Here is a 25,534-nt window from a genome sequence, read left to right on the forward strand (position 1 = left end):
GTCGGCTTGGATACGCCGGCTTCTTCACTGCTGGCCGACGCATACCTTCGTTTCGGAATACGTCCAGCCCGGTATGCGATCCGTCCAGCCTCGACAGCAAGGCGCATGGCGTAAGCCATCGCTACCGGATCATTCGCTTTAGCGACAGGCGTGTTGACTAGAATGCCCGATGCACCCAGTTCCATTGCCTCAGCCGCATCGGCAGGGGAGCCAATACCTGCATCAACGATAATCGGCACGCCTGCCTCTTCCGCAATAAGTCCGATATTATACGGATTCAGAATGCCAAGCCCAGAGCCAATAGGCGAACCGCCCGGCATAACGGCAGCCGCCCCCGCTTCCTCCAGTCTCTTGCAGCCTACCGGATCGTCGGATGTATAGGACAGCACGACAAATCCTTCTGCTGCCAGTCTCTCGGTAGCTCTTAACGTTTCCAGCGGATCGGGCAGAAGCGTGCGAGGACTTGCGCTAATCTCCACTTTAATCCAGTCCCCCAGCCCAGCCGCCCGGGCAAGCCTTGCGATACGGACCGCCTCATCGGCGTTGTTCGCACCGGACGTATTCGGCAGAAAGGTCAGCGCCCTATCGTCGAGATGCTGCAGAATGGAATCGTCTTGGGCAAACTCCAGATTGACGCGGCGTATAGCGAACGTAATCACCTCGGCAGCGGAAGCGTCAAGCGCCATCTGCATGACGGCCGGGCTCGGAAACCGCCCCGTGCCGAGGAAGAAGCGCGAGGAGAGCTTCTTGCCGCCAATAATGAGCGGATCTTCATCACGATACCAATCCATCATCGTTTAACCTCCCCCTACAAAATGAACCAGCTCCAGCTCCGCATCATTCTCGATCTCTGCCCTGCTCCATTCATCGCGGGCTAAAATCGAGCCGTTGAGCTCGACGACAATACGTTTGCCCTCAAGGCCCAGCTGCTGTATGAGCTCGATCACATTGGACGCCGCTGTCTGTTCCGTGCGTCCGTTCACCCGGATCCGCTTCAGCTCGGCCGGGCCTTCAGCCGTCTGAGCCGACGTATGAATAGCATGCAGGAATGAGCTGCACTCCTCAGCCGGATCTTCACTGCCGACAATAGCCGAGACCGCGCATATCCGTGTCGCGCCTGCGGCCAGGACATCGCCGACGTTGTCTGTCGTAATGCCTCCGATTGCTACGAAAGGGATCCGGATCCGCTGCGCAGCTTCCCGTACATAAGAGGTCGTAACCGCCTGCCGGCCAGGCTTCGTACCCGTAGGGAACACCGGTCCAACCCCAATGTAGTCGGCGCCGCCTCTCTCTGCTTCCAACGCCTGCTCCAAGCTGTGCGTCGAAATGCCGATGATACGATCTGAACCCAGAATACGTCTTGCTTCGGCGAGAGGCAGGTCCTCCTGTCCAAGATGAACGCCGTCCGCATCGACGGCTTGGGCGATATCGATATGATCATTGATGATAAGCGGCACATCATAGCGTCGTGTCAATTCACGCAGCGCATAGGCTTGCGACAGCAGCTCCCGTTTCGGGATGTCCTTCGCGCGCAGCTGCACGATATCCGCGCCGCCCTGAAGCGTTTGCTCCATGACGGTGACCAAGCTCCTGCCTGGATGATAATTTTCGCCGGTTATGACATAAAGACGAAAATCGGCCCACTTTTTATCCAACATGTTTACTCCTCCCTGCCCCTTAAACCGTTCAACGGGGCTGTCTCGACGTCTGCTGCCATAATTGCCGAAACATAGCGTTCGCAAAGCGCCTCGGCCCTTCTTGTATCCTGCGTGCCTTGAACCAGGATGCGTCCATCCGGAAATAATGCGAGCAGCTCGCCTTCCTGGATCTGCACCCGAACCAGATATGGATTAGCGGTTACCGGCATCCCGCACGCAGCCATGTGCTGCTGAGCCTTAACGAGATCGATCGTTCGGCCAATCGAAACTTGAACGGAATCGCGGCCGCACAGCATAACCGAACGAACGGGTTTCTCAATAGGGTCATCGCTTGCTGATAACAATCCCGTTGATTGATTCCCATTCGCCTGCAGGGCGGCATCATCTCGACGATTTATCTTTTCGTATTCGGCTTGCTTGCCAACCCTTGTCTTAGCTCCAGCAGCGCTTAACGCGCGTTCTTCAACGCTCGATGTGCTTGCATGAATCGCGCTCGTTACTTTCGCAGCAATCTCTTTCGCACGAATCGATCGTCTTTCCTGCGCCGCACTCTCCTTCACATGAAGAGGGTCTTGGACCTGCCCGACGATATCCTCCTTATGATTCGAGTGATAAGCCTGCCCGTCAATATCCCCCCCGCGATTCATCGGGGATCCGATAGCTGCAGTGCTGCAGCAAGGACAGCTCGACGAAGGCTTCGGCATCGCCGATTCGGATAGTCGAAACGGCCACAGATCCGCAGATAGCCACGTCCGGCGAATCGCCTCCCGCGCTCCGGCCAGCCACTTGAGCGCTTCCGCCGCTTGCAGCGCGGCGATCCAATCTACGATCGGCGATATTACGCCGATCGTATCGCAGGTCTCGCCTGAGTGGTCTTCCTCCGTCCCGCCAATCAAGCAGCGCAAGCAGGCGGTTTCACCGGGGATGAGCGTCGCGCTCATCCCATGCGATCCCGCGATCCCCCCGTACAGCAGCGGAATTCCGAGGCGAAAGCATGTATCGCTCATCGCCAGACGGGTAGGTACATTATCTGTCCCGTCCAGTACCAGCATAACGCCTTCGGTAAGCTTCACGGCACTTTGCGCCGTGACGTCCGCGACATACGGCTCGACGGCCACATCGCTATTGATGCGGCGCAATTTATTCGCCGCAGCAACTGCCTTCGGCAGCGCGGACCGCGCATCCTCCTCGTCGAAGAGCACCTGCCGCTGCAGATTGCTCGGCTCCACATAATCGCGGTCCACGATCCTTACCGTCCCTACGCCTGCGCGCACCATATGCTGGGCGAGCGATGCCCCCAATGCGCCGCAGCCGACGATAAGGACGGATGCTTTCCGCAGCCGGTTCTGACCCGCGGTTCCGATAGGGGCAAACCTCGTTTGCCTCGAATACCGTTCGCTCCATGCGGCATCGTCACTTAGGCTTGGTTGTTCATCGATTGAGTCGGTCGCCGCCAATCCAATCATTCGTCCTAAACCAGTCTGATTTTCTGTTGTCCCTGCCTCAGTCAGAGCCATACCCTTATGCAGAGATAAGTGTTCATCGCGCATATATCGAGCTTCCAGCCGCTTTGAACGCTTCCGACTTCTCCTTCATGCCCGCTTCGATCGCTTCCTGCGTTTCAAGTCCGTGTTCCGCTGCATAATCCCGGATATCCTGCGTAATGCGCATACTGCAAAACTTCGGACCGCACATGGAACAGAAATGCGCGGATTTCGCCGCTTCAGCCGGCAGTGTCTCATCATGGTAGGACATCGCCCGCTCCGGATCGAGCGAGAGATGGAACTGATCGCGCCAGCGGAATTCGAAGCGCGCTTTGGACAGCGCATCGTCACGCACTCGGGCACGCGGATGGCCCTTGGCTAAATCGGCTGCATGAGCGGCAATTTTATACGTGATGACGCCTTCCTTCACATCTTCCTTGTTCGGGAGACCCAGATGCTCCTTCGGCGTCACGTAGCACAGCATCGCCGTACCGAACCAGCCGATCATCGCCGCTCCGATCGCGGAAGTGATATGGTCGTAGCCTGGGGCAATATCTGTCGTCAGCGGGCCTAGCGTATAGAACGGCGCTTCCTGGCAGACCTCCAGCTGACGGTCCATGTTTTCCTTGATTAGATGCATCGGCACATGGCCCGGACCTTCGATCATCACCTGAACGTCATGCTTCCAGGCGATCTTCGTCAGCTCGCCAAGCGTATCCAGCTCGCCGAACTGCGCCTCATCATTGGCATCGGCAATGGAGCCCGGGCGCAGGCCGTCTCCGAGCGAGAATGCCACGTCATACCGTTTCATAATTTCGCAGATATCCTCGAAATGCGTGTACAGGAAGTTCTCTCGGTGGTGAGCGAGGCACCAGGCCGCCATGATGGAACCGCCGCGGGAGACGATGCCCGTAAGACGCTTGGCCGTCAACGGGATGTAGCGCAGCAGCACTCCCGCATGAATCGTGAAGTAGTCGACGCCTTGCTCCGCCTGCTCGATCAATGTATCCCGGAATACTTCCCAGCTTAAATCCTCGGCTTTGCCGTCGACCTTCTCAAGCGCTTGATAGATGGGCACCGTTCCTACCGGAACCGGCGAGTTGCGTACGATCCACTCGCGCGTCGTGTGAATGTTTTTTCCGGTGGATAGATCCATAATCGTATCGGCGCCCCAACGAGTCGCCCAAGTCATCTTCTCCACTTCCTCTTCGATCGAGGAGGCGACGGCAGAATTGCCGATATTGGCATTGATTTTCACATGGAAATGACGGCCGATAATCATCGGCTCGCTCTCCGGATGGTTAATGTTGGACGGAATGATAGCACGGCCGGCTGCCACCTCGTCCCTCACGAATTCCGGCGTCATCCCTTCGCGAATCGCAATATATTCCATCTCCGGCGTTATCATGCCTTTGCGTGCATAGTGGAGCTGAGTCACATTGCAGCCCGGCTTGGCCCGCAGCGGACGACGGTTTAAATCGGGGAACTGCTCCGCTCCGCGTTTTTCAGCCGACTCCTCGGAGGTAAATCCGTTATCCTTCGGTTGTATAACGCGGCCCTCATAAGACTCGACGTCTCCTCTTTCATCGATCCAAGCGCGTCGCAGCCCCGGAAGTCCGCGTCGAACATCGGATTCATAGGATGTATCCGTATAAGGGCCGCTGGAATCATAGACCCGGACCGCTTCATTGGGCTGTTCGATCCCTTTATTGGAGCTGGGCGTCAGTTCGATTTCACGCATCGGCACACGCAGATCGGCACGGCTTCCTTGGACATATACCTTGCGGCTGCCCGGCAGGGGCGTAGTAAGAATCGGCATAATAAAAAACCTCCTGGGAATATGATAGAAATCCCTAGGAGGCCATGGCGTTGTGGTATTGAGACAGCAATGCGAGCTGCGCGATTCCGATCGTAAGCGGCTAGCTGAAGCTCTTCAGCATAACCCCCTTGTCGATCGGCACTCCCGCTTGAGCACGTCTTCGATGGCGCTCCTTCGCCAGGGCAACAAAAAAACCGCCCCGGCGAAGGAGCGGTCAGCAGACGCGGTCAATTCCGAACGCGCGCAGATGAAGCAGCTGCGGTTCGGACAAGAGGTAAGTCCGAATGCGGCCGTTAAACCGTATTCCTCTCTCCTCTTGTGTCGCATGCACATTCCCACTTTCCTACGCTGGCATAACCCAGATCAGGTTCTAAGGGACCAAGGCAGTTTTCGCCTTATCTCAGCCCATGCGGGCGCCCCTAGTGGATTTCTTGGTACGACTATACCCCTCTCAAGTAAATTCTGTCAACCCCTTTGCTCGCGCGATCTGTTACCTATTGTCTCCGATGTACCCCTACCGTGCTGTTAACATTGGCTGCAATCGTGACGGTTACCGGAACGGATTTGACCGTCCCGTTGCTGTAAACAGCCGTAAAGATAAACGTAACCTCTCCGTCCGGAAGCTTCTCGAAGCTCTCGTCCCACATTTCCCCCGCCCAGCTCACGGCGCTTGCTCCGTCGCTTACGAGATTGACATTGAAGCCGCCCATCGCAGCTTCCACGCGCAGAGCTTTCGTCGCTGTATTCGTGAGAGCAGTCTGGGCCGATAGTAGAAAGCGTTCGCCTGCCCAATAGACATGATAGCCCCTCGGACTCTCTTCGTTGCCGCTCGCCTTCAAGTTGAACTGCTTGCGGCGTTCGTCCCACAATTCCGTATGCTTGACCTGGGCGGCAACCGTAAGCGGCAGGACCCGAATATCCTTGCGAACGATAACGGCCGGCGCTTTGCCGTCGGATACCGTGAGCTCTACTTGATAAATACCGGGTTTGACGCCTTTAAAGCTTGGTCCAGCCGTCGGATAAGGCACGTTCGACATGGAGGCGTGCATCTTCCGTTCTCCTGCAGGATCCGTAATCCGGTATTGGACTGTCAGCTCGTCCGAATCCGGATCATGAATGAGATGGGTTATTTGTACCAAATCGCCTTCATATACCGGCTTAGGCGCCCAATCGAACTCGGCGGCCGGAGGCTGATTCGTCTCGATGTAGAAGAACTTCGGATCGCTCCACTCGCTCCAGTCGTAGCCGTCATAGGTCCGGACCATCACGAAGAGATTAACCTTCTCGGGCAAATCCTCCATAGGTGTCCATGCTAGCGCCGTGCCGTTCAATATGCCGGACTCTTGCTCCAGAATTCCGCCGTAACGGTATATCCGGACCTGATGCCTTCTCATCGCATCGTTATCGCCGTCCGTGTACGTCCATTTAAACTCCGGCTTGGTTATCGTTATTTTCTCCGGGTTCAGCTGGTCCGTACTGGTCGGATACGTCACTTGCACAACAGGAATGCGATTGACGATCTCAATAGTATCAAGCGCTTCATCGTTCTGGCCCAGCTTGTCTTCGACCACTTGCCGGATCTGGAACGTCCCCATTGTATGGAACGTTTTCTTCCAGCTTGTCCGAGACGCGCTCTGCATGGTCTCGAATCCGAATTCCGTCAAATTGCGGATGAAATATTGATGAGGAAGATTCTCTCTGGCTCCATCTTCCTTATCGCGTGCGGTCGAGTTAATCGTAACCTCTACGCCGCGATACGTTTGCTTATGACTCAGGGTAAAGCCTGCCTGCGGCGGCTCATCCGGCTGCGGAATCCGCGTCACATTGATCTTCTTCACGGCATACGGGCTCCAGGCATCGTACTCATCTTTTACAGCCAACCCGACGGTATATTCCCCCGTCTCTTCCGGCGTTACCAGTTTTTGCTCGACTGTAATGCCGGATGGCGTAATGTAGTAGAACTTTTTCTGAAGGACGCCCTTCGTAGCCAAATAGTCGATACCCGTTTCTTCCTTCGAATAATTCGTCGGGCTTAAATATCGGTCGGGGTCATGGCTGCGATCGGTCCATTTGATCGTCCAATCCGCGTTGAAACCAAGATCGAAATCCGCAATCGGCGCACGATGGACAATGAGCTGCCGCGCTGCGCGGTTAGATTTCTTCCGGTACGATTCGAATTCGGCCGCCGGGTGCAAATAATCCGGGTTCGCATCGTCCTTCGTATCATAGTTCACTTGGTAGAGGCCTACCTTGTCCATGACCATGACCGGTTCCCGGTATGTGTTGCCATCATGCTCGGACCGGCCGGATTTGCCGTCGCCCGCATCCATGAATTTTTGAGACAGATGGTCGTAGCGCCAATTGGTGGCGGCCTTGATCATCGGGTCCTTCTCCAAATCGTCGTTCGTGATCGTATAGGTCATTTCTTCGCCAACAAGAGCGATGCCTTGCAGTTTGGCCGATGAACTAATTGGCGTTAAATCCGAGTAGACCATGTTCAAGAATTCCGTTCGAGGAATATCCGAATAAGGTCCGAATAGCCCTTTTTCGAATGTATCGTCAGCAACGTCTATTAAAGGTACATTATTGATGTACACTTTGATATGACCGTCCAACACTTGAACACGAATCGGATAAACGTTCCTAACATTAATCGAATAAGGAGCGCTGCCAAGGACAGATCGAATGCCGTTTTCAATCTTGACTAGCCGAACACCCTTAATATTCATCTCAACCCGGTACATGTTACGATGATCTTGCGCATGGAACGAAAATCCTGCATACCGCTCTAAATGATCGTAAGGGTAGTCATTGAACCGAAGCTTCAAATTGAACTGAATATTTTGGAATGCTTTGCTGTTCAGCAACTGCTGCTGCGTGCCTAACTTCGGATTGGAATAGTCTACATCGCTCATGACAAGAACTTGCCGTTTCCCTTGTGAACTCAGGTTTCCATTATAGTAACTCCTGTAATGCTGATCGTAATAAATGGCTCCGCTGCCTACGCTCAGCGACCTGCTGATTTCGGTTCGGTCACTTCCCGTCCCTGAAGAATCTCTCCACACGGACGATAAGTCATAGATTGCCGTCTTATTCCCTGTTGCTGCCTTAATCCTGAAGATCTTCTTGTCTTTGATGAAATAGGTGTACCCAAGAGAATCGGAGTTACCCGCAAACACGATTCCGTTCGTCAGATTCTCTTCGCGCCAGATCTCGTTCAGCGTGCCTTCAGATGTTAATTTAAAGGCGATAACCGCTGCATTTCCTGCTGGGAAAAATAAGAAAACATTATCCTCCAAATAAGCCCGAGAAAGTGCTAGGTTAGAGGCGGACATATCAAACGTGAGCTCCCCTGTCTCCGTGCTGTACACCTTAATGGCTCTGGAGGTAGGGCTCGTAGCTAAAATATGTTTTCCGTCTCTCGTTACGTTGAGTGTATGACCACTTGGGACCTTCGTGCTGACAAGCTTTAGATCGTCTGTTGCAGGATTATAAGAATAAAGGCCTGTAGTTCCTCCCGTTGCTCCATTAGCCGTGAAGGATACATAACGGATCATTTTGGCGTCATATATACCGGAGGATAACGCTAGCGATCTTACCCTTTCTTGCGTTAATAGCGATCCCTTTGTTCCTGTAGCCCAATCCCCGTTATATTGTTTCGTGATGTTATTAGGTACATACTCTGAAATAACGGCACCAAAAGGAGTATTATTAGACGTTATTCCGTTTTGAGCAGCTGGTACGGTAGCAGCCGTATTCGTTGCATTCAAGTATATAAAATTGTTCCACGTATAAACATAGGGATACCAACTTGAATACCCGGTAGAAGGATTAAACACTTCTCGTCTAACGTATACACGATCTTCTATCGGATCGTACCTGTCTACTTTTTCACTATTCCGATACGCGTTCCACCAATTGTCTGGAGTCCACCAAACACTTGAGTTATCCTTAAATAACTGATATCGGTCAGGATACCATTGACTAGCTCCAGATGTGTATGTGGTATAGTAGTTGATTACATAATACCCGTCCTTCAAATAAACGACATTATCATTCGGACTCAAGGATTTATCTATTGATTTAATATTATTGATTCCAGGGCCGATATAATCGCCAAAATTAGCAATCTGAGAAGGACTATGCCCAAGTGCGCCAGTAGAAGGATTAGCCCCCCAGCTTTTAAGTTTTCCCCCTCCCAGGTCATAATTCTTCCATCCTTCTAAATTTACCATATTATTGGCATATAGCGGAATGGATGGAATGACCACTGGTTCTTTGCTCTCGGTCGAAATATCGAACGAGACCGTTGGCCCATCATTAACGACTTCGTATTCATAGGTCTTGGTTGCCTCAAGGCCCCAGTCTTCCTTCACATACACCGTGAATTGGTATTTCCCGACACGATTCGGCGTTAGAATAAACTCGCCATCCTTATCTAGAATAACCTCGACCTCTTCTTCCTCCTCAAAGCTGCTGTCATTGTTTCTATCATACCGGTAAGATACCTTGTGCTCCACGAGCTTATCGTCATCCGGAGAATAGGAGGTATCTTCGAAGACGGTGCCCACCGTCCGGATGGATGGAGTCGTAAAATTCAGCTGCGGGATCGGCGCCAGATCCGGTACGACGGTCAAGCGATGTGTCGCAGGCTGCAGCGACTTTAAGCCCTCCGAATCGAATACATGCAGGGTAATGATCTCATCACCGACCGTATCGTATTTCGTTTTCACGTTCGTCCATTGGTCCCTTGCGTGGTTGATGGTCCGGTTCGCGTATGGGCTGTAGCTCTTTTCCGCATTGAACGGGGTTTTCAGGGGCCGGCCTTCAACGACAGTGGATGGTCCCGTAATGATCGGAACGGGATTAGGCGGCATGACTTGGATATAGGTTGTTGCGATGCTGGTCGCGCCTGCTTTATCCCGCATTTTCCCTTTAACCGTGTACGTTCCAACCGTATCCATCACGATGCCGTGATAGCCATCCGTATACTTCGAATAAGCATACTTGACCGGGATCTGTTTGGCCCACTCGCCGGTATCGCTAAAGTCAAAGTATTCGAAATACATCGTATCGCCATCCGGATCATATGGGGTCGGTACGGTCGGATCATCGATGTAAATCAAGTCCATTACCTCACCAACGACGACTTGATGGACAGGCTTCGTCCGCAATCCCTCGTAGGGATAGACGAATCCGATCTGAAATTGAGGCGGCTGGTTATCAGGTGATCCGATGACTTCCAACGGTTTCGGTCCAATCCAGGCGCTTTCCCCGCAGTTCGTCACGATCTTCATCTTTACATCATGTACACCGATGCCCAGCGCATATGGATAATTCGATTTCGTATAGGAAGCATCCGTCGTCATCCCATAGATGTTTCCGGAATATGAATCGATCCCGTCACGAGAAATCATAAAGTAGTGATATTGGTACGTGCAGCCTTCAACCGTAATGTTTTTCGGTACCAGCTTGAACGGATCGCCGTAATTGATTTTTGGCGGAACGACATCGAAATCGCCACTGATATTCGGGTTGCCGCCGCCTTCCGTCGATCCCTGATAATAGAACATCACATACGCCGTTTTACGGGTGCTGTTCAGACTTGCGGTCTGGCTGCTGCTGTTTACCGTATACTCCCCGTTGACAAAAGCCGTATACGACATGTGGCTGCCGATGATCTTCCCATACGATGTATCGGCAGTCACCGTCTTCGTCCCCGGTAATGGCGAAACGATGACATCCTGCTGCCCCATCTGAACGTACGATCCGAAATCAGCAGCCTTCACCATATGTCGGACCTTAATGACGCCATCCGTCGGCGACGGCGGTTTGGGATCGTAGTAAAGATAGACGGTATAGGCCGGGAACATGCTGGTATTATAAGTAAAATTCATCGGGCTCGGATTTCCGCTTATTGTTGATCCCGCGGGGGCAGCCGTCGTTTTGGATGACCGATACCCCTTATAGACATATTGTGCGTTGGAAGGCGGAGCTGCGCTGTATGTCTTTCCTACAATTAGATCCTCTTCTTTATTTGGAAACACCGAATTTATACTTGTGCCATCGGTCTTGAAGTGCTTCACTACGAATTTAGACGCGTTACCGCCGCCTCCACTTTTTTCGTAGTACAAGTTCAGGTAGTAGGTATCATAGGATCCGTCGTAACGAACCGTCGGTGGGCTTCCCGAACGGATACTTCCTCCAGAAGGTGAAGATACTTTGCTCTCCTTGTAGCCAGAATACTTATATTTCGAATTAGCCGCAGGAGATATTGAAACGTCATCCCCAACCTTAATCGATTTGGATTGGTTGGGGAATTCACTATCGATATTTACCCCGTCTGTTGTGAAATGTCTGACTTCCAGGAAGCCGTCTAGTTCGAATTCGAAGACGATGGGGAAGAAGTAGCGTAATCCCTGTACACCTGGAGCATAGTCGTTTGGATTGGTAATTAAATTTAAAGGGTACTGAGCATTGAGCACCCCATCCATTCTGGCTTTAAATGAAATCGAAGAAGAACCAATACCTGATTTACTTCCATCCACAACAGTTGGGGTTGACGAATTACCTATATGTATTGAGTATTGATTGTAATCCTCTTTCCTTGATTCGGAAAAAAGTGTTCCGTCCTCACCTAGGTTAAATGCTCTAACATTAATATCTCTTACTACTCTCCCTGGAAAGCTAAAACTGTAGTCCCACGATAGAGTTACTGGTGCTCCTTTGAGTTTTGGTGACCATTCTCCTGAAGAGTTACTCCATATATCGTATGACATGAACCCGACTGCATACCTTTTTGTAGGAGGTTTCCCACTCTGCTTAACAGGAATAATGTGTGCATTACTTCCAAGATTAGTTGATGAGGAAGCCGAGGTAATAAGGAAATTATCAACTACTCCTCCCAGCAATAATATTGCAACTATTAATGATATATATTTTTTATTATTGAGGTATGTCAATCTATTACCTCCAGCTTGGCTTATATACCAAGATACTTGGGTATGATGTATGAATGTATATTGTTTGTATGTTCTTCAGCTTGAAGTTTTTATAGTTTTTATCATCATAGTAATTTAAATCAGTAATTGATACGATAGGGAAATAGTGAATCCTAACGTCTTTTGTTGCATTTTCACGCAACTCTACAACCGCTTGTCTATATAGCAGCTTTTCAGAAGTCATAAAGAACATTTTCGTTTCCGTTATTCCTTTGTCAGTGGTGGTAGCCTTAATATATTGTTGGCCAAGGATGTCATAAGCTAAATCATATCTATAGAATGTTTTTAGATCAGAGGTTTTAAATGGAAATATCGAGTCATCAATAAGGGTTACAGTATCCCTGTTGCTCTTACCATCAACATTCAACAGGATCTCATTACCTTTAAATAGTTTCTTATATTGGTCAATTGAAACAGCCTTCGGAGCCACATCCTCCAACAAAGGAACCTCCTTACTACCCACCCACACAAACCGCGTAATCGCATCCCACTCAACCGGCACGCCCAATCCATTAAGCGCTTGCAGCGGCACGAGCGTTCTTCCGCTTTCCGCCAGCACTTTAGCATTCAGCGTGACTTTCTTCCCGTTGATCGTGGCCACATTTGAATTGATCGTCACATTGACGACACTCAATCCCTTTTCGATACTTATATCCTTATTGTTCTTGGCTACCGTAATCTTGCTCCCAATCTTCTCCCCAATAAACCGGATCGGTACTAATACCGCCCCTTCCACCACTTTAGGCTTCACATCGGATGCTACCTGACGAGCGTTATAAAGTACCTTGACCGGCATATCGGAGCTTACGATCTTCGTTTTTGATTTAGCCGCTGCTCCTGCCGTAGCCACTCCAGCTAGGGCAGATGCCAGCATACTCATTGCCACTAGCACTTTCACCTTGTTCTTCCAGTTCAAATTCTTCATATTCGTGTCCCCCTATTAAATAGAATCCATCACTTTTCGTTCGTTATTAGCGGTCTCCGTTATTCTACCGATTTCATCTTGTAAGAATATTCTGCCTGCACGGCGGTTAGTGTTCCGACCTTTCGCTCAGTCTATAGAGCAACAAATATATTATCGTAATGATCTCTTCCAGCGTTTAGCATATTCTACCACCTTCCGTTAACTTTCGACGATCCTTGCAGCAAAAAAAGCACCCGCATGCAAGCTGAAATTCAGCCTGCAGACAGGTGCTTCCTGTGTGAAGTCCTAATTAATTCCGTATTCATTGCTTTTATCATACTTGATATGCGCCTTAAGAATCAAGCCTTAATTGTAACCGTCACCTTTTCCAAGGACTACTAGCCTGCTATTTTATCCCGCTTTCGCGCAGCAGCGCCAACCAACGTTCTGCGGAGTGATGCCAAGTGAAGCGCTGCTCCACCCGCTGCCTGCTCGACATTCCCATTAACGACCTGAGCTCGCGATTGCGGAGGAGAGCGAGGATCCGGCTGGACATTTCCGTCTCGATATGAACCGGATCGACCAGATAACCCGTAACTCCGTCTTCAATAATTTCCTTCATCCCCCCGGCCCGCGTTGCAACGACTGGCAGCCCGCACGCCATCGCCTCTACATTCACCAGCCCGAACGCTTCCCGAGTGCTCGATGGAACGACGGCCACGTCCGCTCCGAGAAACCAGTCCGGCACTTCCGAATACGGTACATACGGTACGAATTGCACATGTCCCATCAATCTATTACCCATGCGATGGAGCTCGCGCACATAAGACGTCGTTCGCTGCGATCCGTAGAAAGCCCCTCCGACGATAACAAGCAATACAGGCGGATGCTGCTTGATAAGCTCCGGCAATAGACGCAGCAGGTGATGCACCCCTTTCATCGGAATGAGCCGCCCCATATACAGGACGACATCGCGTCCGTTCCACCCGCGCGCGAATCGAAGCTGTTCGCGTTTAATAGCGCCCTCAAACGAGAATTGTGATACAAACCGATCCGTATCCACGCCAGGATAGATGACGTTGACTTTATGCGCGCAGCTAGGCACGCGTTGTGCGACGACATCTCGCAGGAATTCACTGTTCACAATGATTCGCTCCGCCTGGCGAAAGCTGCGGGTCAGCATGGACGACGGAATAGCCGTCTTTCTGATAAAGGTCGTCGAGTGCAGATGCAGCCAAATTCGCCCTTGCGGCCGCATCCGCTTCAACCGCAGGACGGTTCGCGGCCGATTCTCCACTTCAGTCACATCGGGCGCATTGCGAAGTATGGATAGCCCGACATCGCGCACATATTTAAGCTTGTCAACCGCCGGATAACGCTCGCATTCCGCACCCTTTAACATCCCTCTCCGGGGAAGATTGCGGCTCGTTCGACCGTAGATGCAAGCCTCAACCGCCGGAACGAGCAGCGGCACGAGCTTCTCTACGACCCGCTCCACGGAACTGCTGTTCGGCGAAGGCAGCGGGAATGATCCCGGTGTGACGAATGCGATTTTCGGTCGCGCCATCGACAACCAACCCTTTCTGAATAAGCTTGTTATCTCCAGCATACGCTGCTCACCGAGTTCGGTAACGGCGTCCTCCTACTCCCCGGACAACAGGTGAATCGGCCTAACCGGCTTCACGAACAGAGCCTTTGCTCCGCTACATTTTTCGCCCGAACCTTACGCTCTCGTACAGCCTGCTTAGACCATACATTCCGATGTATGCACCGCTCAGAAGAAACAGGGTACTGAGCAGCACTTCATGAACCTGTGTCATAAATACCGCATCGTCCGCCAGAACGCGAATTACGGTTCGCGATATCTCTACGGTAAAGCCAATATAGGCGATCACCCCGACTCCATCCACGATAAGCTGCCAGGGCCGTCCGATCCCCCGCAGCCAATACATAAAACCGGCCCCCAGAAGCAAGCCCGCCGTAAGAAACACCGTCATGTAACCATCACCTCACTTAAAGCATCGGCATCGGCCAGCCAAGGCAAACCTCGAATCTCCAAAACAAAACCGCTTCCTAACGGTCCGGACTCTCCGTAAGCCGGGACGATCTCCCTGAATGCCCCATAAGCATCTGGCCGATTCAAGGCTGGAAATGAAGTCTATTGATAAAAATGGCGCGATATGTCAAACTAATTCGGAGAACCGCAATGGCTTTAATCTTGAAAGGACGTGAACAACAGGCATGACCAAATGGCTGCTTCGTTCGATGACTGAGCTCAGCTCGCGAAAGTGGATTTCCAGAATGACCGGCCGCTTTGCTCAATCCTCAGCCAGCCGGCGTTTTATACCGAAATTCGCGAACATGTACGGCATCCGCATAGAAGAAGCCGAGAAACAGCTGGACGAATATAAGACATTGAATGAATTTTTCACTAGACGGCTTAAGGCGGGCGTCCGCGCGATCGACGATGGGGCTGCGGCGCTGGTCAGTCCGGTTGATGCGCTTATTACCGGTGCCGGTCCGATCGATGCCGGCACGATACTGAACGTCAAGGGACAGGATTATACGGTGGATGAATTGCTCAACCACTCCCCTCGCACCGAGAGCTTTAAAGACGGGTATTGCATCGTCCTTTACTTGAGCCCGACCGATTACCATCGTATTCATACGCCTGTCTCAGGCAGGATTGTCGAACGCGAGCATGTACCCGGCAAAGTATATCCGGTCAACGATTTCGGACTTCGCCATATGCGGCGGGTACTAAGCCGTAACGAACGACTCATTACATATATCCATCATGCGGCTGGGGAAACGGCTGTCGTTAAGGTGGGCGCCATGAATGTAAGCAGTATTAAGTATGTTGAGCCTCGCACGGATAAAGTGACCAAAGGCGACGAGCTCGCTTATTTCGAATTTGGCTCGACCGTCGTACTGCTTACCCAAGACGACACCTTCTTTCCCCGTACCGATTTGAAACCGGGATTAAAGGTGCGCATGGGAGAGCGTCTCGGAACATTGTTGGAAGATAACTAAGATACGTATATTCATCAAAAGAAAGCGCCGGATACGCTGAAGCATCCTGAATCGATGCTGCTGTGTATCCGGCGCTTTTGGTCGTTCACGTTGCTGTACCCGTCACATGCAGAGCAGCCCTCTCGATCCGATTCACGCCCTCCTCAATCTGAGCCTCTGTCAAATGGGCAAACCCGAATAGCGCACTTGCAGCAGCTTCGCCATTCTTATCGAGCCAGTATCGCCCGCCATCCGTCCAGCTGACGCCGGCCGCTTGACAGGCGGATTTAAGCCGTTCATATTCCGCCCGTTCGCCCCGCCAGGTCGCATACATATGCAGGCCCGCGTCGGTTCCGGCGAAATGAAACCAACGTTCGAGCTTTCTGCCCGCTGTCTCGCGCAAACAGATTCGTCTGCGGCCGCAAATTCGGCGCATCCGGCGCATATGCCGTTCATACCCTCCTCCGGAGATAAAGGCTGCGAGCGCCCGCTGCCCGGTCAGTCCGGACGGTACAGGCTCGAATAGCAGCTTGGCGCGCCGAAACAGATCGGTTAATGCTTCCGGCAGCAGTGCATAGCCAATTCTGAGCTCCCCGAGCATCGTCTTGGAGAAGGTGCCGATATAGACAACCCGATCCTCGCGATCCAGCGCCTTCAACGGCTCAACCGGCCGTCCGCCCCAGCGGAATGTGCTGTCGTAATCGTCTTCGATAATGACGGCTCCTCTGCGATTCGCCCATTCCAGTAGCGCTTTACGGCGTTCGGCGGACAGGACGGCCCCGGTCGGAAACTGTCTCGTCGGCGTGACAAATAGCAGCTTCGCCGGCCAATCCGCCGGGATGATCCCCCGGTCGTCAACCTTCGCGGCGATGATATGCCCGCCTGCTGCCCGAACTGCTCTGGCAATGCCCGGATACGTTGGGTTCTCAAGTACAACCGCGTCTCCTGGCGAAACAAGCAGCATGGCAAGCAGAGCGATGGCCTGCATCGAGCCATTGGTTAGGACGAGCCTCGAAGCATCTGCGTGAATGCCTCGTTCACGTATAAGCTCACGCGCGATCGCTTCGCTTAAGGGGGGACAGCCTTCTCCTTCTCCGGCCGCCGTTCCCGCCTGAGGATTGACCGTCTCCCTTATTTCGGCATACATCACTTTCTTCCATTCTTCTGCGGGAAACAGCCCGGGAGCTAGGGATGTAATTTCAAAGTCGATTGCTTTCATCCCTTGCCCAGGTTTAGGTGGACTTTCCACTATAGCCATTCTTGTCCCAGCTTCGTCCGCTGCCGATGTGATCGGCATGAGACGCTTCGCCCATTCCGACACTGCAATGTCAGCCTGTCTGCCGAGGTCGCCAATCCTTGAGGATCCTTGGGCAGAATCGTAAGCCGCGAAGGTCCCGCTGCCGGATTCCATCCGCACATAGCTTTCCGCATACAGCATATCGTAGACTTGATTCACGACGCCGCGGGAAACTTCGCACATCTCCGCAAGCTTACGGCTTGGAGGCAGCCGCGTCCCGGCAGGGAGCCCCCCACTCACGATTTCCTCCCGCAGCGAACGATACAAGGCTTCAGTCTTCTTGCCGTGCTCTTCATAATACCGGTTATAGGCCAGAATCAAATTCATCTGTCTTCACCATCCGTGAACTGGAAATTTATCATTGTGCTGGTATCGCAGGCCGGTCAGAATGCTCCATCCAATCGCTGCCGCTTTCGATTCTCCTTGAAAAAAAGCCCGCCGGGCAAGCCGTTCATAACGGATTTGCCCAATGCGGACTTCAACACGGTTAATCGGCCAGCAAGGCGGAGTTCTCTTTCGCAATTCACCATGCTTCAGCAACCGCATAACCGCTCTATCGTATTTCTGAAGGACTCTTGCCCGTATACTGCTTGAATTGGCGGCTGAAGAAGAAGATATCGCGGTATCCCAGCGCATCGGCCACCTCGGTCACATTCATTCCTGCATGCATGAGCAGATGCTGCGCCCGTTCAATTCGGGTTCGGATCATATACGATTGAACCGAAAGCCCGATCAGCTCCTTGAACTTAATAGAGAAATATCGGGGTGAGAGCTGCGCCCGCATCGCCAAATCTTCTACACGATGCGCTTTACCGGGATTCTGGCGAATATAATTGGCGATTTCGTGAATGGCTTCGGTAAGCTGATTGCTGGACTTTCGCTCCACCGGACTCTCGCTATCATCCCGCAGCAGATGGATGATCAGCTGCTTCAGGATCAGCTGCGCTTCCTCTTCGGCAGCGTACGTCTTGACCAGAAACAGCCTGACATACCGGGACAGCAGATGTTCAAAGTCGATCGTATCGTTCAATATCCGATAAGGCTGCGGAATAAGATCCACCGGTCCCTTAACGTCAAAATGAATATACGTCAGCACGAGCGGTTTTTGCGGATTATGCGTTGCGCTTGTATGGTCTCCCGGCCGGAAGAGAAAGCAGCTTCCCTTCCCGACGGAGAAGGATTCGCCGTTCAGCTCCACGTTGCCTTCGCCGCTCCACACATAGAATAAATCGAAATTGGCCAGCGGCTTCTCGCGCTTCTGCCATTTCCAGCCCGGTTCGCAGACAATCTTGGCGAAATACGACAGCAGGACATAGGATGAAGATGGTAGATGAAGCATGGCAGCGATACCTCCTATCGCAAGTTAACGCTATTGAAACAGCTGTTTTCCTCACTGTCTCTGTCGTTGTCATCATACACCGCCGATTGCTCGTTCGCAAGCAGCTATCCTTAAGGTCCGGCCGCAATCCATATAATTCGTCGAAGACATGGTCTTCTCCTCGCAATAAATGATATAATAATCCCTACATGGTTTCGCCCTTCGAAACCCGAATAGATCAATGAATTATTGGAAGGATGGATTGAGGTCTATGAACCCACTTGCCCAGCAGCTGAACACGACCATCGAGCAAGAAAATGCACATGTCTATGCGATGCTGTCCAATCTCGGCAAAGCGATTTATTTTCCGAAAGTAGGCATTCTGAGCCAATCGGCAGAGGCGAAGACGAAGGCGAAGAAATTCAACGCCACCATCGGTATCGCCCTTGAAGACGGACAGCCGATGCACCTGAAAGTCATTCAAGACACATTGTCCGCGTACAATCCGAAGGACATTTATGAATATGCCCCTCCTGCAGGCAAACCGGAGCTGCGTGCCGCATGGCGCGCCAAGATGCTGAAGGAAAACCCTTCTCTGGAAGGCGTCTCCTATGGAAATCCGATCGTCACCAACGCGCTGACGCATGGTCTTAGCATCGTAGCCGATCTGTTCGCGGATTCCGGCGACGCTGTGATCTATCCGGACAAGAACTGGGAAAACTATGAACTGACCTTCGGTATCCGCCGCGGTGCCGAAGTCGTGGAATATCCGCTCTACAACGACGACATGCGCTTCAACAGCGCGGGTCTTCGCGAAGCGCTTCTAGCCCGGAAAGGCAAAGGCAAAGCGATTGTACTGCTTAACTTCCCGAACAATCCGACGGGATACACGCCCGGGCCTCAGGAAGGCGATGAGATTGTTGCCGCCATACGCGATGCTGCGGAAGCCGGCGTGAATGTCGTTGCCGTAACGGACGATGCCTACTTCGGCCTGTTCTTCGAGGATTCGCTTCAAGAATCGCTGTTTGGGAAGCTTGCCCGCGTCCACCCCCGCGTGCTGGCCATCAAAGTGGACGGCGCTACGAAAGAAGAGTATGTATGGGGCTTCCGTGTCGGCTTCATCACCTACGCCGGTCAATCCGACGCCATGCTCAGCGCACTGGAGCAAAAGACGCTCGGCATCATCCGCGCTACGATTTCGAGCGGGCCGCACCCGTCCCAAACCTTCGTGCTGCGTGCGCTGCAATCGCCTGAATTCGAAGCGCAGAAGGCTGAGAAATTTAACATTATGAAAACCCGCGCCAACCGGGTTAAGGACCTGCTCGACAGCGGCCGGTATGGCGACGTCTGGTCGTATTATCCATTCAATTCCGGCTACTTCATGTGCCTGAAGCTGAATACGGTCGATGCGGAGACCGTCCGCCAGCGCCTGCTGGACGAATACGGCGTCGGTACGATTGCCCTGGGTGAAACCGACCTTCGCGTCGCGTTCTCCTGTATTGAGGAGCCTAATCTCGAAGAGCTCTTCGATACGATCTACAAGGCCGTGCAAGACGTTGCCGGCTCGAAATAAGCGCCTAGCGCATACGAAACCCCCAGAAGGCATCTTGAATGCCTTCTGGGGGTTTTTTATTTCGATAGGCTGTGCGTCAGCTTATGCTTTCGAGCGGAACAACAGATGATCCAGGGAATACTTCTGGCCGCCGCTTAATGCAAAAAGTACGGACATCGCCATAAGCGCCAGATCCAGCTCGTAGCCGGCCATTTGCGGATTGCCCAGGAAGCCTGCCGCGAATTTCACTTTGATCATCGCTCCCGCCATGACCAGAACGAATAATGCAGCAACGATGCGGGTGCCGAAGCCGACAATCATGGCCGCGCCTCCAACCAGCTCGATGACAGCGACAATATAGGCTGCGAAGCCGGGAATGCCAATGCTGTCAAACCAACCGGCAATATTGCCGATTCCGTCTTGAAATTTAGTCAAGCCATGTACAAAAAAAGTAATGCCCAGCACCAGGCGCACGATAAGCAAGCCCGCTTCCATTTGTTTCGTCATTGTAAATCTCTCCCCATATCAGATAATAGAATGATGCGGTTTAAATCTTAAATTCTAACACTATAAGTAAAGCAAGAGCGGCATGAAGAGTGGAGCAGGAAGAATGACCAGTTTATATGCCCTACATTTGTTCAACTTATATATCGCGTTCCTTCACTTTCAATCTGATTTCAATCCCCGAAGGATCCGTAACGAACCACGCCCCATCCCGCTCTCGGACATCCAAGTCAGCTTTCATCAACCGGTCCGTGATCGTATCCAATTCACCCTGATCGGGAACAACAATCGTATAATAGGCCACGCCTGTCCCGTTCGCCGGAACCGCCGGGGCGTTGGCGCCGGCCCATATGTTCAAGCCGATATGATGATGATAGCCGCCTGCAGATATAAACAGTGCACCCATCTGCCGGATCTGATCAGCCGCAACGTCAAACCCTAACAGGTCGCAATAAAACGCCTTAGCCTTCCGCAAATCGCCCACGTGAAAATGAACATGCCCGATCAATGTTCCCGAAGGAAGTCCCTCCGAGCTGCCGTCCTTTGCTTCTTGAAGCAGTCCGTCCCAATCGATCGGGTCGGACGTCATCTTGTAATGACCGTCGGCGTCGCGCTCCCAGTTTTCCCGCGGACGGTCGCGATAGATCTCGATCCCGTTCTGATCCGGATCGGTAATGTACAGCGCTTCACTCACGAGATGATCCGCCTGGCCAATATGAATGCCCGAATCCACGAGTCTGCGGAGCGCTATGCCAAGATCGCGCCGGGTTGGCAATAGGATGGCGAAATGATAAAGCCCGCTCATCGATCTCCTGGGCACGATCACAGCATCAGGCACTTCCACCAGAATAAGAAGCGTACGCCGGCCATCGGCCGACAGCTCTGCACGGCCCTGCTGAACGGACTTGATTTGGAAGCCCACCACATCCTGATAAAATCGAAGCGACCGCTCGAGATTGCTTACTTTTAATTGAAGCTCACCGAGCTCGATCTCGGGATGTAACGTGTAAGCCATCAATTCTACCACCTTTCTATTTATTTAATTACTTTTCGTAACTTAATATATATTAATAATTATAGAACGTCAAGTATGTTATATTATCTTTGTAAGTTATTGACGTATAAGCTATACTGTAGTTAGCGAGGTGATTAAGAGATGGAACAGTTTTCATTATGTCCACGTGTCGAAAAGGGCATGCAGATTCTGAGCAAACGTTGGGCCATATTGATTATTTATCAGCTGCTTAGCGGTCCCCAGCGCTTCTGCACGATGGAATCGGCACTGCCCATAAGCGGTAGACTCTTATCGGAGCGGTTGAAGGAGCTAGAGCTTGAAGGCATCGTACACCGCGAAGTATATCCGGAAACGCCTGTCCGTATCGAATACTCATTAACAGAAAAAGGACATGCGCTTGAACCTGTCGTACGCGCGATGGAAACATGGTCCTCAGCATGGATCGAGCTGGACAATGAAGCGAAGAAAGCTTGATGCTCGCTATAACCTATATGAAGGCGGCCCCTTGGAACAGATTCTTTGTTTTCGAGGGGCTGCTTTTTTCATAACTACCTCACTTTACAAAGTAGTTTACCTTGTTATACAATGTACTTGTTTTAGTCCGGTCATTGGAGTTGATAATTTATGTTCGACAAAGAAAAGCTGAAGGGCTATATCGATCCCATTCTGCTTCGTCTGCTTGAGAAGGGTCCTTCCTACGGCTACGAGATGGCCAAGTCCGCCCGTGAACGTACAGCCGGGAGCTTCGAGCTGAAGGAGGCGACCTTATACTTATCCTTGAAAAGGCTGGAACAGAAAGGCTGGGTCGCTTCCTATTGGAGCAGCGAGGAATCCGGCGGCGGGAAGCGCAAGTACTACAAGCTCACGGAGGAGGGGCGGCTTGAGCTGACAGCGAAGAAGCAGGAATGGATGGATGTCCGCAGCGTATTAGACGCTTTTTTGAAGGAGGAGAAGGAATGAAGACAGATGGATTGAGCAGCTATGCCGAGAATGAGCTCATCCGGTATTCGAATGGCATATGCAGCAGAATGAAGGGAACATCCGAGGAAGTGGAAGACTTTCGGGAGGAGATGCTTATTCACCTGCGCACGAGCGTGATGGAGCTGCTCCATGAAGGGATGCCGGAAGAGGTAGCCGTTCGCTTGGCCTTGGAGCGATTCGGCGAGCCTTCCGATGTGGAGCAGGAATTGGCCCGACTCAACAAGCTTAAACGCGTATTTTCCAACAATATGCTCGTAGCCTCAATCACTTTGCTCATAACCGGCACCCTCTTGACTGCATTCGTTCCGCTATGGAATGAGATTTTACACTACCGGTCCGTAAAATCTGTCTTCGCGGAGGTGGATACTCATATGGGCAATAAGGATCACCCGATAACAGCTGAGATGGAAGCGGCTGTCGCCAAGCAGGTGAATCGCAAATGGGATATTCAGGCTGCGAATCTGGCCGTAATCGATAACGGCGAAGCGGTAAGCCGGATCGACTATGTGTATCCCGACTCTTATCGGGACGAGACCGTGAAGAACAACGGCTTCTCCTACAAGGAACGCTGGTTTGTCTATCATCCGAGCTCCGGTACGGCCGTGAAGATTCCCGGTACGGATAAGTCTGTCTCAATTGAGCTGTCCTCTACCCTCTTATCGGATACCGCCTTCATGGCCGGCTTATCGCTGCTGTTCGGCTACTGGCTCCTGTTTGCGATATGGGGAAGCTTGAATGCTTATCACAGCAGGAATGGGCATCCGTTCTGGGTAGCGGCCTTCCTCCTGTTCAATGTATTCGGCTATTTGCTCTACCGCGTCCTCACCTCTAACCGATTGCAGCGCCGTCTCCGGACCGCCTAAGAAGCGCATACGATAAACGCCCGTCCCCCACCGCGAACGATTCGTTCGCATGGGGACGGGCGTCTCTCTTAATCCTCTTCCAAATCCGCAGTGAATTTCCGCTTCAGCCCTCCCGGCCTCATCCATAGAATATAGACGACGCCTAGGAGCGCACCCGTAATTGCGGCAGCGATATATCCCTGCCGTGGCAGCAGCAGAATAAGCGGCAGCCACAATACGGCGGCACATACGAGCGATGCTACCCGGTCGACCCGCAGAACGGCCTGCAGCCGCGACTGCTCCGGCAGCGGATACACATGCCGCCATACCGAATACCGGTGGGATTGCGTCAACGAACTAAGCTGCAGTCCGGTTAGCCACACGAACAACAAGTAGACCCCCGCTGTTCCCCAGCCTGACCAGAGCCCGGAATAGGCGGCGAGCCACCCGGACAACATGCCAAGCGCGGTTAACCGCAGCACGATCCCGCCGAGCTCCGTTCGCAGAAGCGTATGCGCGTAAAGATAGACAAACGTATTCTCATTGCGGTAAGTCAGCCGCCGTATGATCCAGGTCAAATACCGCCGCGCGGACACCTGCGCCGATTCGGAAGGAACGTCCGTAAAGGCGCTGAAGAAGACCATGTACCTCCGCTTCGTCCGCGTTTCTTCACGAATGAGCGTCAACCAAGGAAACCTGTAGCTGTTCAATCGACCATACAGCAGCACCATAAGAGCCGCAGCTGCTGCGGTCAAGAGCGCGGCCATCCAAGGCGCAGTCTGCAGCCAAGCCGCCAGGCACACCCCCGTCACCGCCCAGCGGAGCAGGCGCATACCGCGGCGGGCATGGGTCCAGGCCAGACGACGATCCCGCCAGGCGCCTGCGGCATTCAGCAGCTTAAGCAAGACGACGACCACCAGCATCAGATACCATGGCAGCAGTCCCGGTCCTTGCACATATAGAAGCGAGAAAACCAGGAACACGATTGAAGCCAGAATAACGCCTGGAATTAGATTATACCGGAATGACCGCCTAATATATCGGTCCATCTCATTCTCGCGCGGCATCAGGAACACGATATCCGCTTCGCTGAGCCAAGTCCGCATCGGGCTCCAGCAGATGAAAGGCAGCAGTAACAGCGTACCTACAAGCGTGTACGGAAAATCGGGCGGCACACGGTGAATAAACGACGTGTAGAAGCTTGCTCCGGTAAGAAACAGCAAGGCCGCAACAAGCGGTACACCGCTTTGGGCCATATAGCGCAGATAGGGTGACGAATCCCGCCAGAACGCCTTTGCCCTTGCGCTCCAAATCGCATCAACCCCCATGCGGTCCACCATCCGCGGTAAGCCGGTAGAATGCTTCCTCCAGCGTGCCGTTATCGCTCGGCATCCCGGCTGCCGAGCGGATATCGCTCAGCGAGCCCTGAGCAATGATCTTCCCATGATGCAGCACGATAAAGCGGTCGCAATACGTTTCGACGGTCGACAAAATATGCGAGCTCATGAAGATCGCCGCGCCTTCCCGCTTCACCTCGACAAGCTTGTCCAGCAGCGACCGGATTCCAAGCGGATCCAGCCCCAGAAACGGCTCGTCGATAATATAGAGCGGCGGACGGGCAAGCAGCGCATTCATGATCATCACCTTCTGACGCATCCCTTTCGAGAGATGCGCGGCGAACGCGCTTCGCTTTGGCGTCATGTAGAAATCGTCCAGCAGATTCGCGGTAAGGTCCGAATATCGGGACTCTTCCACATTGTATGCCATGCCGGTCAAGTGAAGATGCTCCTCTACGGTAAGCTCGTCGAACAACAACGGTGTTTCAGGTACGTAAGCGATGGCGCTGCGATACTGTCCCGGTTCCTGGCCTAATGTTTGACCTTGAACGCGGACTTCTCCCTCATGCGCCTGCATGAGCCCCAGAATATGCTTAATTGCCGTGCTTTTGCCCGCTCCATTCAAGCCGATCAACCCGACCATCTCGCCGGGCTCCACTTGGAATGACAAGCCGTGCAGCACAGGTCTGCGGGGGCTGTAGCCCCCCGTCAAATTGCGAACCTCTAATACCGGATTCATCACTCTCACCTCATCTGCTTCCATTATACCGAAAAAGCAGGCAGAAACGAAAACAGCGTCATGCGTAAATT

General features: G+C 52.5%; 18 protein-coding genes, 1 pseudogene and 1 riboswitch. Of the genes and pseudogenes, 5 read left to right on the top strand and 14 right to left on the bottom strand.

Annotated features, from left to right (window positions below):
• Positions 1-23 precede the first annotated feature (23 nt).
• The 8 genes and pseudogenes from L1F29_RS25000 to L1F29_RS25040 form a co-directional block, all read right to left on the bottom strand.
• Positions 24-791, bottom strand: a pseudogene (locus L1F29_RS25000) (thiazole synthase); the annotation flags it as partial.
• Positions 792-797: 6 nt separating this feature from the next.
• Positions 798-1,658 carry a thiamine phosphate synthase gene (gene thiE, locus L1F29_RS25010; protein ID WP_309252339.1) on the bottom strand — a complete coding sequence of 287 codons (861 nt, stop codon included), beginning with the start codon at positions 1,656-1,658 and terminating at the stop codon, positions 798-800.
• Between the two features lie 2 nt (positions 1,659-1,660).
• Positions 1,661-3,115 carry a ThiF family adenylyltransferase gene (locus tag L1F29_RS25015; protein ID WP_258384748.1) on the bottom strand — a complete coding sequence of 485 codons (1,455 nt, stop codon included), beginning with the start codon at positions 3,113-3,115 and terminating at the stop codon, positions 1,661-1,663.
• 82 nt (positions 3,116-3,197) lie between these two features.
• The gene (thiC, locus tag L1F29_RS25020; RefSeq protein ID WP_258384749.1) at positions 3,198-4,961 is read right to left on the bottom strand and encodes a phosphomethylpyrimidine synthase ThiC; all 1,764 of its coding nucleotides are present in this window, start codon (positions 4,959-4,961) and stop codon (positions 3,198-3,200) included.
• Positions 4,962-5,284: 323 nt separating this feature from the next.
• A riboswitch (TPP riboswitch) is annotated at positions 5,285-5,392 on the bottom strand.
• Between the two features lie 63 nt (positions 5,393-5,455).
• Entirely contained in the window at positions 5,456-10,858 is a 5,403-nt protein-coding gene (locus tag L1F29_RS25025) for a glycoside hydrolase family 78 protein (protein ID WP_258384750.1), read from the bottom strand.
• A gap of 1,069 nt (positions 10,859-11,927) precedes the next feature.
• On the bottom strand, positions 11,928-12,887 hold the full coding sequence (locus L1F29_RS25030; protein WP_258384751.1) for a copper amine oxidase N-terminal domain-containing protein: 960 nt from the start codon (positions 12,885-12,887) through the stop codon (positions 11,928-11,930).
• A 385-nt stretch (positions 12,888-13,272) separates the two neighbouring features.
• Positions 13,273-14,433: a glycosyltransferase family 4 protein gene (locus tag L1F29_RS25035; protein WP_258384752.1), complete on the bottom strand. Its 1,161-nt coding sequence runs from the start codon at positions 14,431-14,433 to the stop codon at positions 13,273-13,275.
• Between the two features lie 136 nt (positions 14,434-14,569).
• Positions 14,570-14,863 (bottom strand): hypothetical protein, encoded by a 294-nt coding sequence (locus L1F29_RS25040; RefSeq protein WP_258384753.1) that lies wholly within the window; start codon positions 14,861-14,863, stop codon positions 14,570-14,572.
• Positions 14,864-15,107: 244 nt separating this feature from the next.
• Here L1F29_RS25040 and asd point away from each other — a divergent pair, with 244 nt between their 5' ends.
• The gene (asd, locus tag L1F29_RS25045; RefSeq protein WP_258384754.1) at positions 15,108-15,899 is read left to right on the top strand and encodes an archaetidylserine decarboxylase; all 792 of its coding nucleotides are present in this window, start codon (positions 15,108-15,110) and stop codon (positions 15,897-15,899) included.
• A gap of 85 nt (positions 15,900-15,984) precedes the next feature.
• On the opposite strand, the gene pdxR is transcribed toward asd, so the two are convergent.
• Positions 15,985-17,502: a MocR-like pyridoxine biosynthesis transcription factor PdxR gene (gene pdxR, locus L1F29_RS25050; RefSeq protein ID WP_258384755.1), complete on the bottom strand. Its 1,518-nt coding sequence runs from the start codon at positions 17,500-17,502 to the stop codon at positions 15,985-15,987.
• A 226-nt stretch (positions 17,503-17,728) separates the two neighbouring features.
• Positions 17,729-18,514: a helix-turn-helix domain-containing protein gene (locus L1F29_RS25055; RefSeq protein ID WP_258384756.1), complete on the bottom strand. Its 786-nt coding sequence runs from the start codon at positions 18,512-18,514 to the stop codon at positions 17,729-17,731.
• 250 nt (positions 18,515-18,764) lie between these two features.
• Here L1F29_RS25055 and L1F29_RS25060 point away from each other — a divergent pair, with 250 nt between their 5' ends.
• Complete coding sequence (locus L1F29_RS25060; protein ID WP_258384757.1) at positions 18,765-20,066, top strand: aminotransferase class I/II-fold pyridoxal phosphate-dependent enzyme; 1,302 nt, start codon at positions 18,765-18,767, stop codon at positions 20,064-20,066.
• Between the two features lie 81 nt (positions 20,067-20,147).
• Here the strand turns inward: L1F29_RS25060 and L1F29_RS25065 are convergent, their stop codons facing one another.
• Positions 20,148-20,552, bottom strand: coding sequence for a DoxX family protein (locus L1F29_RS25065; protein ID WP_258384758.1), 405 nt, complete (start codon positions 20,550-20,552; stop codon positions 20,148-20,150).
• 136 nt (positions 20,553-20,688) lie between these two features.
• Complete coding sequence (locus L1F29_RS25070; RefSeq protein WP_258384759.1) at positions 20,689-21,564, bottom strand: VOC family protein; 876 nt, start codon at positions 21,562-21,564, stop codon at positions 20,689-20,691.
• Positions 21,565-21,705: 141 nt separating this feature from the next.
• Between L1F29_RS25070 and L1F29_RS25075 the strand changes: the two genes are divergently transcribed.
• The 3 genes from L1F29_RS25075 (at position 21,706) to L1F29_RS25085 (ending at position 23,408) form a co-directional block, all read left to right on the top strand.
• Positions 21,706-22,038, top strand: coding sequence for a winged helix-turn-helix transcriptional regulator (locus tag L1F29_RS25075; RefSeq protein ID WP_258384760.1), 333 nt, complete (start codon positions 21,706-21,708; stop codon positions 22,036-22,038).
• Positions 22,039-22,188: 150 nt separating this feature from the next.
• The gene (locus tag L1F29_RS25080; protein ID WP_258384761.1) at positions 22,189-22,524 is read left to right on the top strand and encodes a PadR family transcriptional regulator; all 336 of its coding nucleotides are present in this window, start codon (positions 22,189-22,191) and stop codon (positions 22,522-22,524) included.
• Positions 22,521-23,408, top strand: a complete 888-nt coding sequence (locus L1F29_RS25085; RefSeq protein WP_258384762.1) for a permease prefix domain 1-containing protein — start codon at positions 22,521-22,523, stop codon at positions 23,406-23,408. Before L1F29_RS25080 ends, L1F29_RS25085 begins: the two co-directional genes overlap by 4 nt.
• A gap of 68 nt (positions 23,409-23,476) precedes the next feature.
• Here the strand turns inward: L1F29_RS25085 and L1F29_RS25090 are convergent, their stop codons facing one another.
• Both L1F29_RS25090 and L1F29_RS25095 read right to left on the bottom strand, forming a co-directional pair.
• Positions 23,477-24,715, bottom strand: coding sequence for an ABC transporter permease (locus L1F29_RS25090; protein ID WP_258384763.1), 1,239 nt, complete (start codon positions 24,713-24,715; stop codon positions 23,477-23,479).
• A complete protein-coding gene (locus tag L1F29_RS25095) occupies positions 24,705-25,463 on the bottom strand; it encodes an ABC transporter ATP-binding protein (RefSeq protein WP_258384764.1) in 759 nt (252 codons plus the stop codon). Before L1F29_RS25095 ends, L1F29_RS25090 begins: the two co-directional genes overlap by 11 nt.
• Positions 25,464-25,534: the final 71 nt, after the last annotated feature.

This window comes from Paenibacillus spongiae (assembly GCF_024734895.1).
GTDB lineage: Bacteria > Bacillota > Bacilli > Paenibacillales > Paenibacillaceae > Paenibacillus_Z > Paenibacillus_Z spongiae.

What these genes read in the sequence shown, in the direction of transcription:
- L1F29_RS25065 (WP_258384758.1), bottom strand. Translation starts at nt 20,552, where the DNA reads ATGACGAAACAAATGGAAGCGGGCTTGCTTATCGTGCGCCTGGTGCTG.
- thiC (WP_258384749.1), bottom strand. Translation starts at nt 4,961, where the DNA reads ATGCCGATTCTTACTACGCCCCTGCCGGGCAGCCGCAAGGTATATGTC.
- L1F29_RS25055 (WP_258384756.1), bottom strand. Translation starts at nt 18,514, where the DNA reads ATGCTTCATCTACCATCTTCATCCTATGTCCTGCTGTCGTATTTCGCC.
- pdxR (WP_258384755.1), bottom strand. Translation starts at nt 17,502, where the DNA reads ATGAATTTGATTCTGGCCTATAACCGGTATTATGAAGAGCACGGCAAG.
- L1F29_RS25085 (WP_258384762.1), top strand. Translation starts at nt 22,521, where the DNA reads ATGAAGACAGATGGATTGAGCAGCTATGCCGAGAATGAGCTCATCCGG.
- L1F29_RS25025 (WP_258384750.1), bottom strand. Translation starts at nt 10,858, where the DNA reads ATGAATTTTACTTATAATACCAGCATGTTCCCGGCCTATACCGTCTAT.
- L1F29_RS25080 (WP_258384761.1), top strand. Translation starts at nt 22,189, where the DNA reads ATGTTCGACAAAGAAAAGCTGAAGGGCTATATCGATCCCATTCTGCTT.
- thiE (WP_309252339.1), bottom strand. Translation starts at nt 1,658, where the DNA reads ATGTTGGATAAAAAGTGGGCCGATTTTCGTCTTTATGTCATAACCGGC.
- L1F29_RS25090 (WP_258384763.1), bottom strand. Translation starts at nt 24,715, where the DNA reads ATGGGGGTTGATGCGATTTGGAGCGCAAGGGCAAAGGCGTTCTGGCGG.
- L1F29_RS25070 (WP_258384759.1), bottom strand. Translation starts at nt 21,564, where the DNA reads ATGGCTTACACGTTACATCCCGAGATCGAGCTCGGTGAGCTTCAATTA.
- L1F29_RS25040 (WP_258384753.1), bottom strand. Translation starts at nt 14,863, where the DNA reads ATGACGGTGTTTCTTACGGCGGGCTTGCTTCTGGGGGCCGGTTTTATG.
- L1F29_RS25060 (WP_258384757.1), top strand. Translation starts at nt 18,765, where the DNA reads ATGAACCCACTTGCCCAGCAGCTGAACACGACCATCGAGCAAGAAAAT.
- L1F29_RS25035 (WP_258384752.1), bottom strand. Translation starts at nt 14,433, where the DNA reads ATGGCGCGACCGAAAATCGCATTCGTCACACCGGGATCATTCCCGCTG.
- asd (WP_258384754.1), top strand. Translation starts at nt 15,108, where the DNA reads ATGACCAAATGGCTGCTTCGTTCGATGACTGAGCTCAGCTCGCGAAAG.
- L1F29_RS25030 (WP_258384751.1), bottom strand. Translation starts at nt 12,887, where the DNA reads ATGAAGAATTTGAACTGGAAGAACAAGGTGAAAGTGCTAGTGGCAATG.
- L1F29_RS25095 (WP_258384764.1), bottom strand. Translation starts at nt 25,463, where the DNA reads ATGAATCCGGTATTAGAGGTTCGCAATTTGACGGGGGGCTACAGCCCC.
- L1F29_RS25075 (WP_258384760.1), top strand. Translation starts at nt 21,706, where the DNA reads ATGGAACAGTTTTCATTATGTCCACGTGTCGAAAAGGGCATGCAGATT.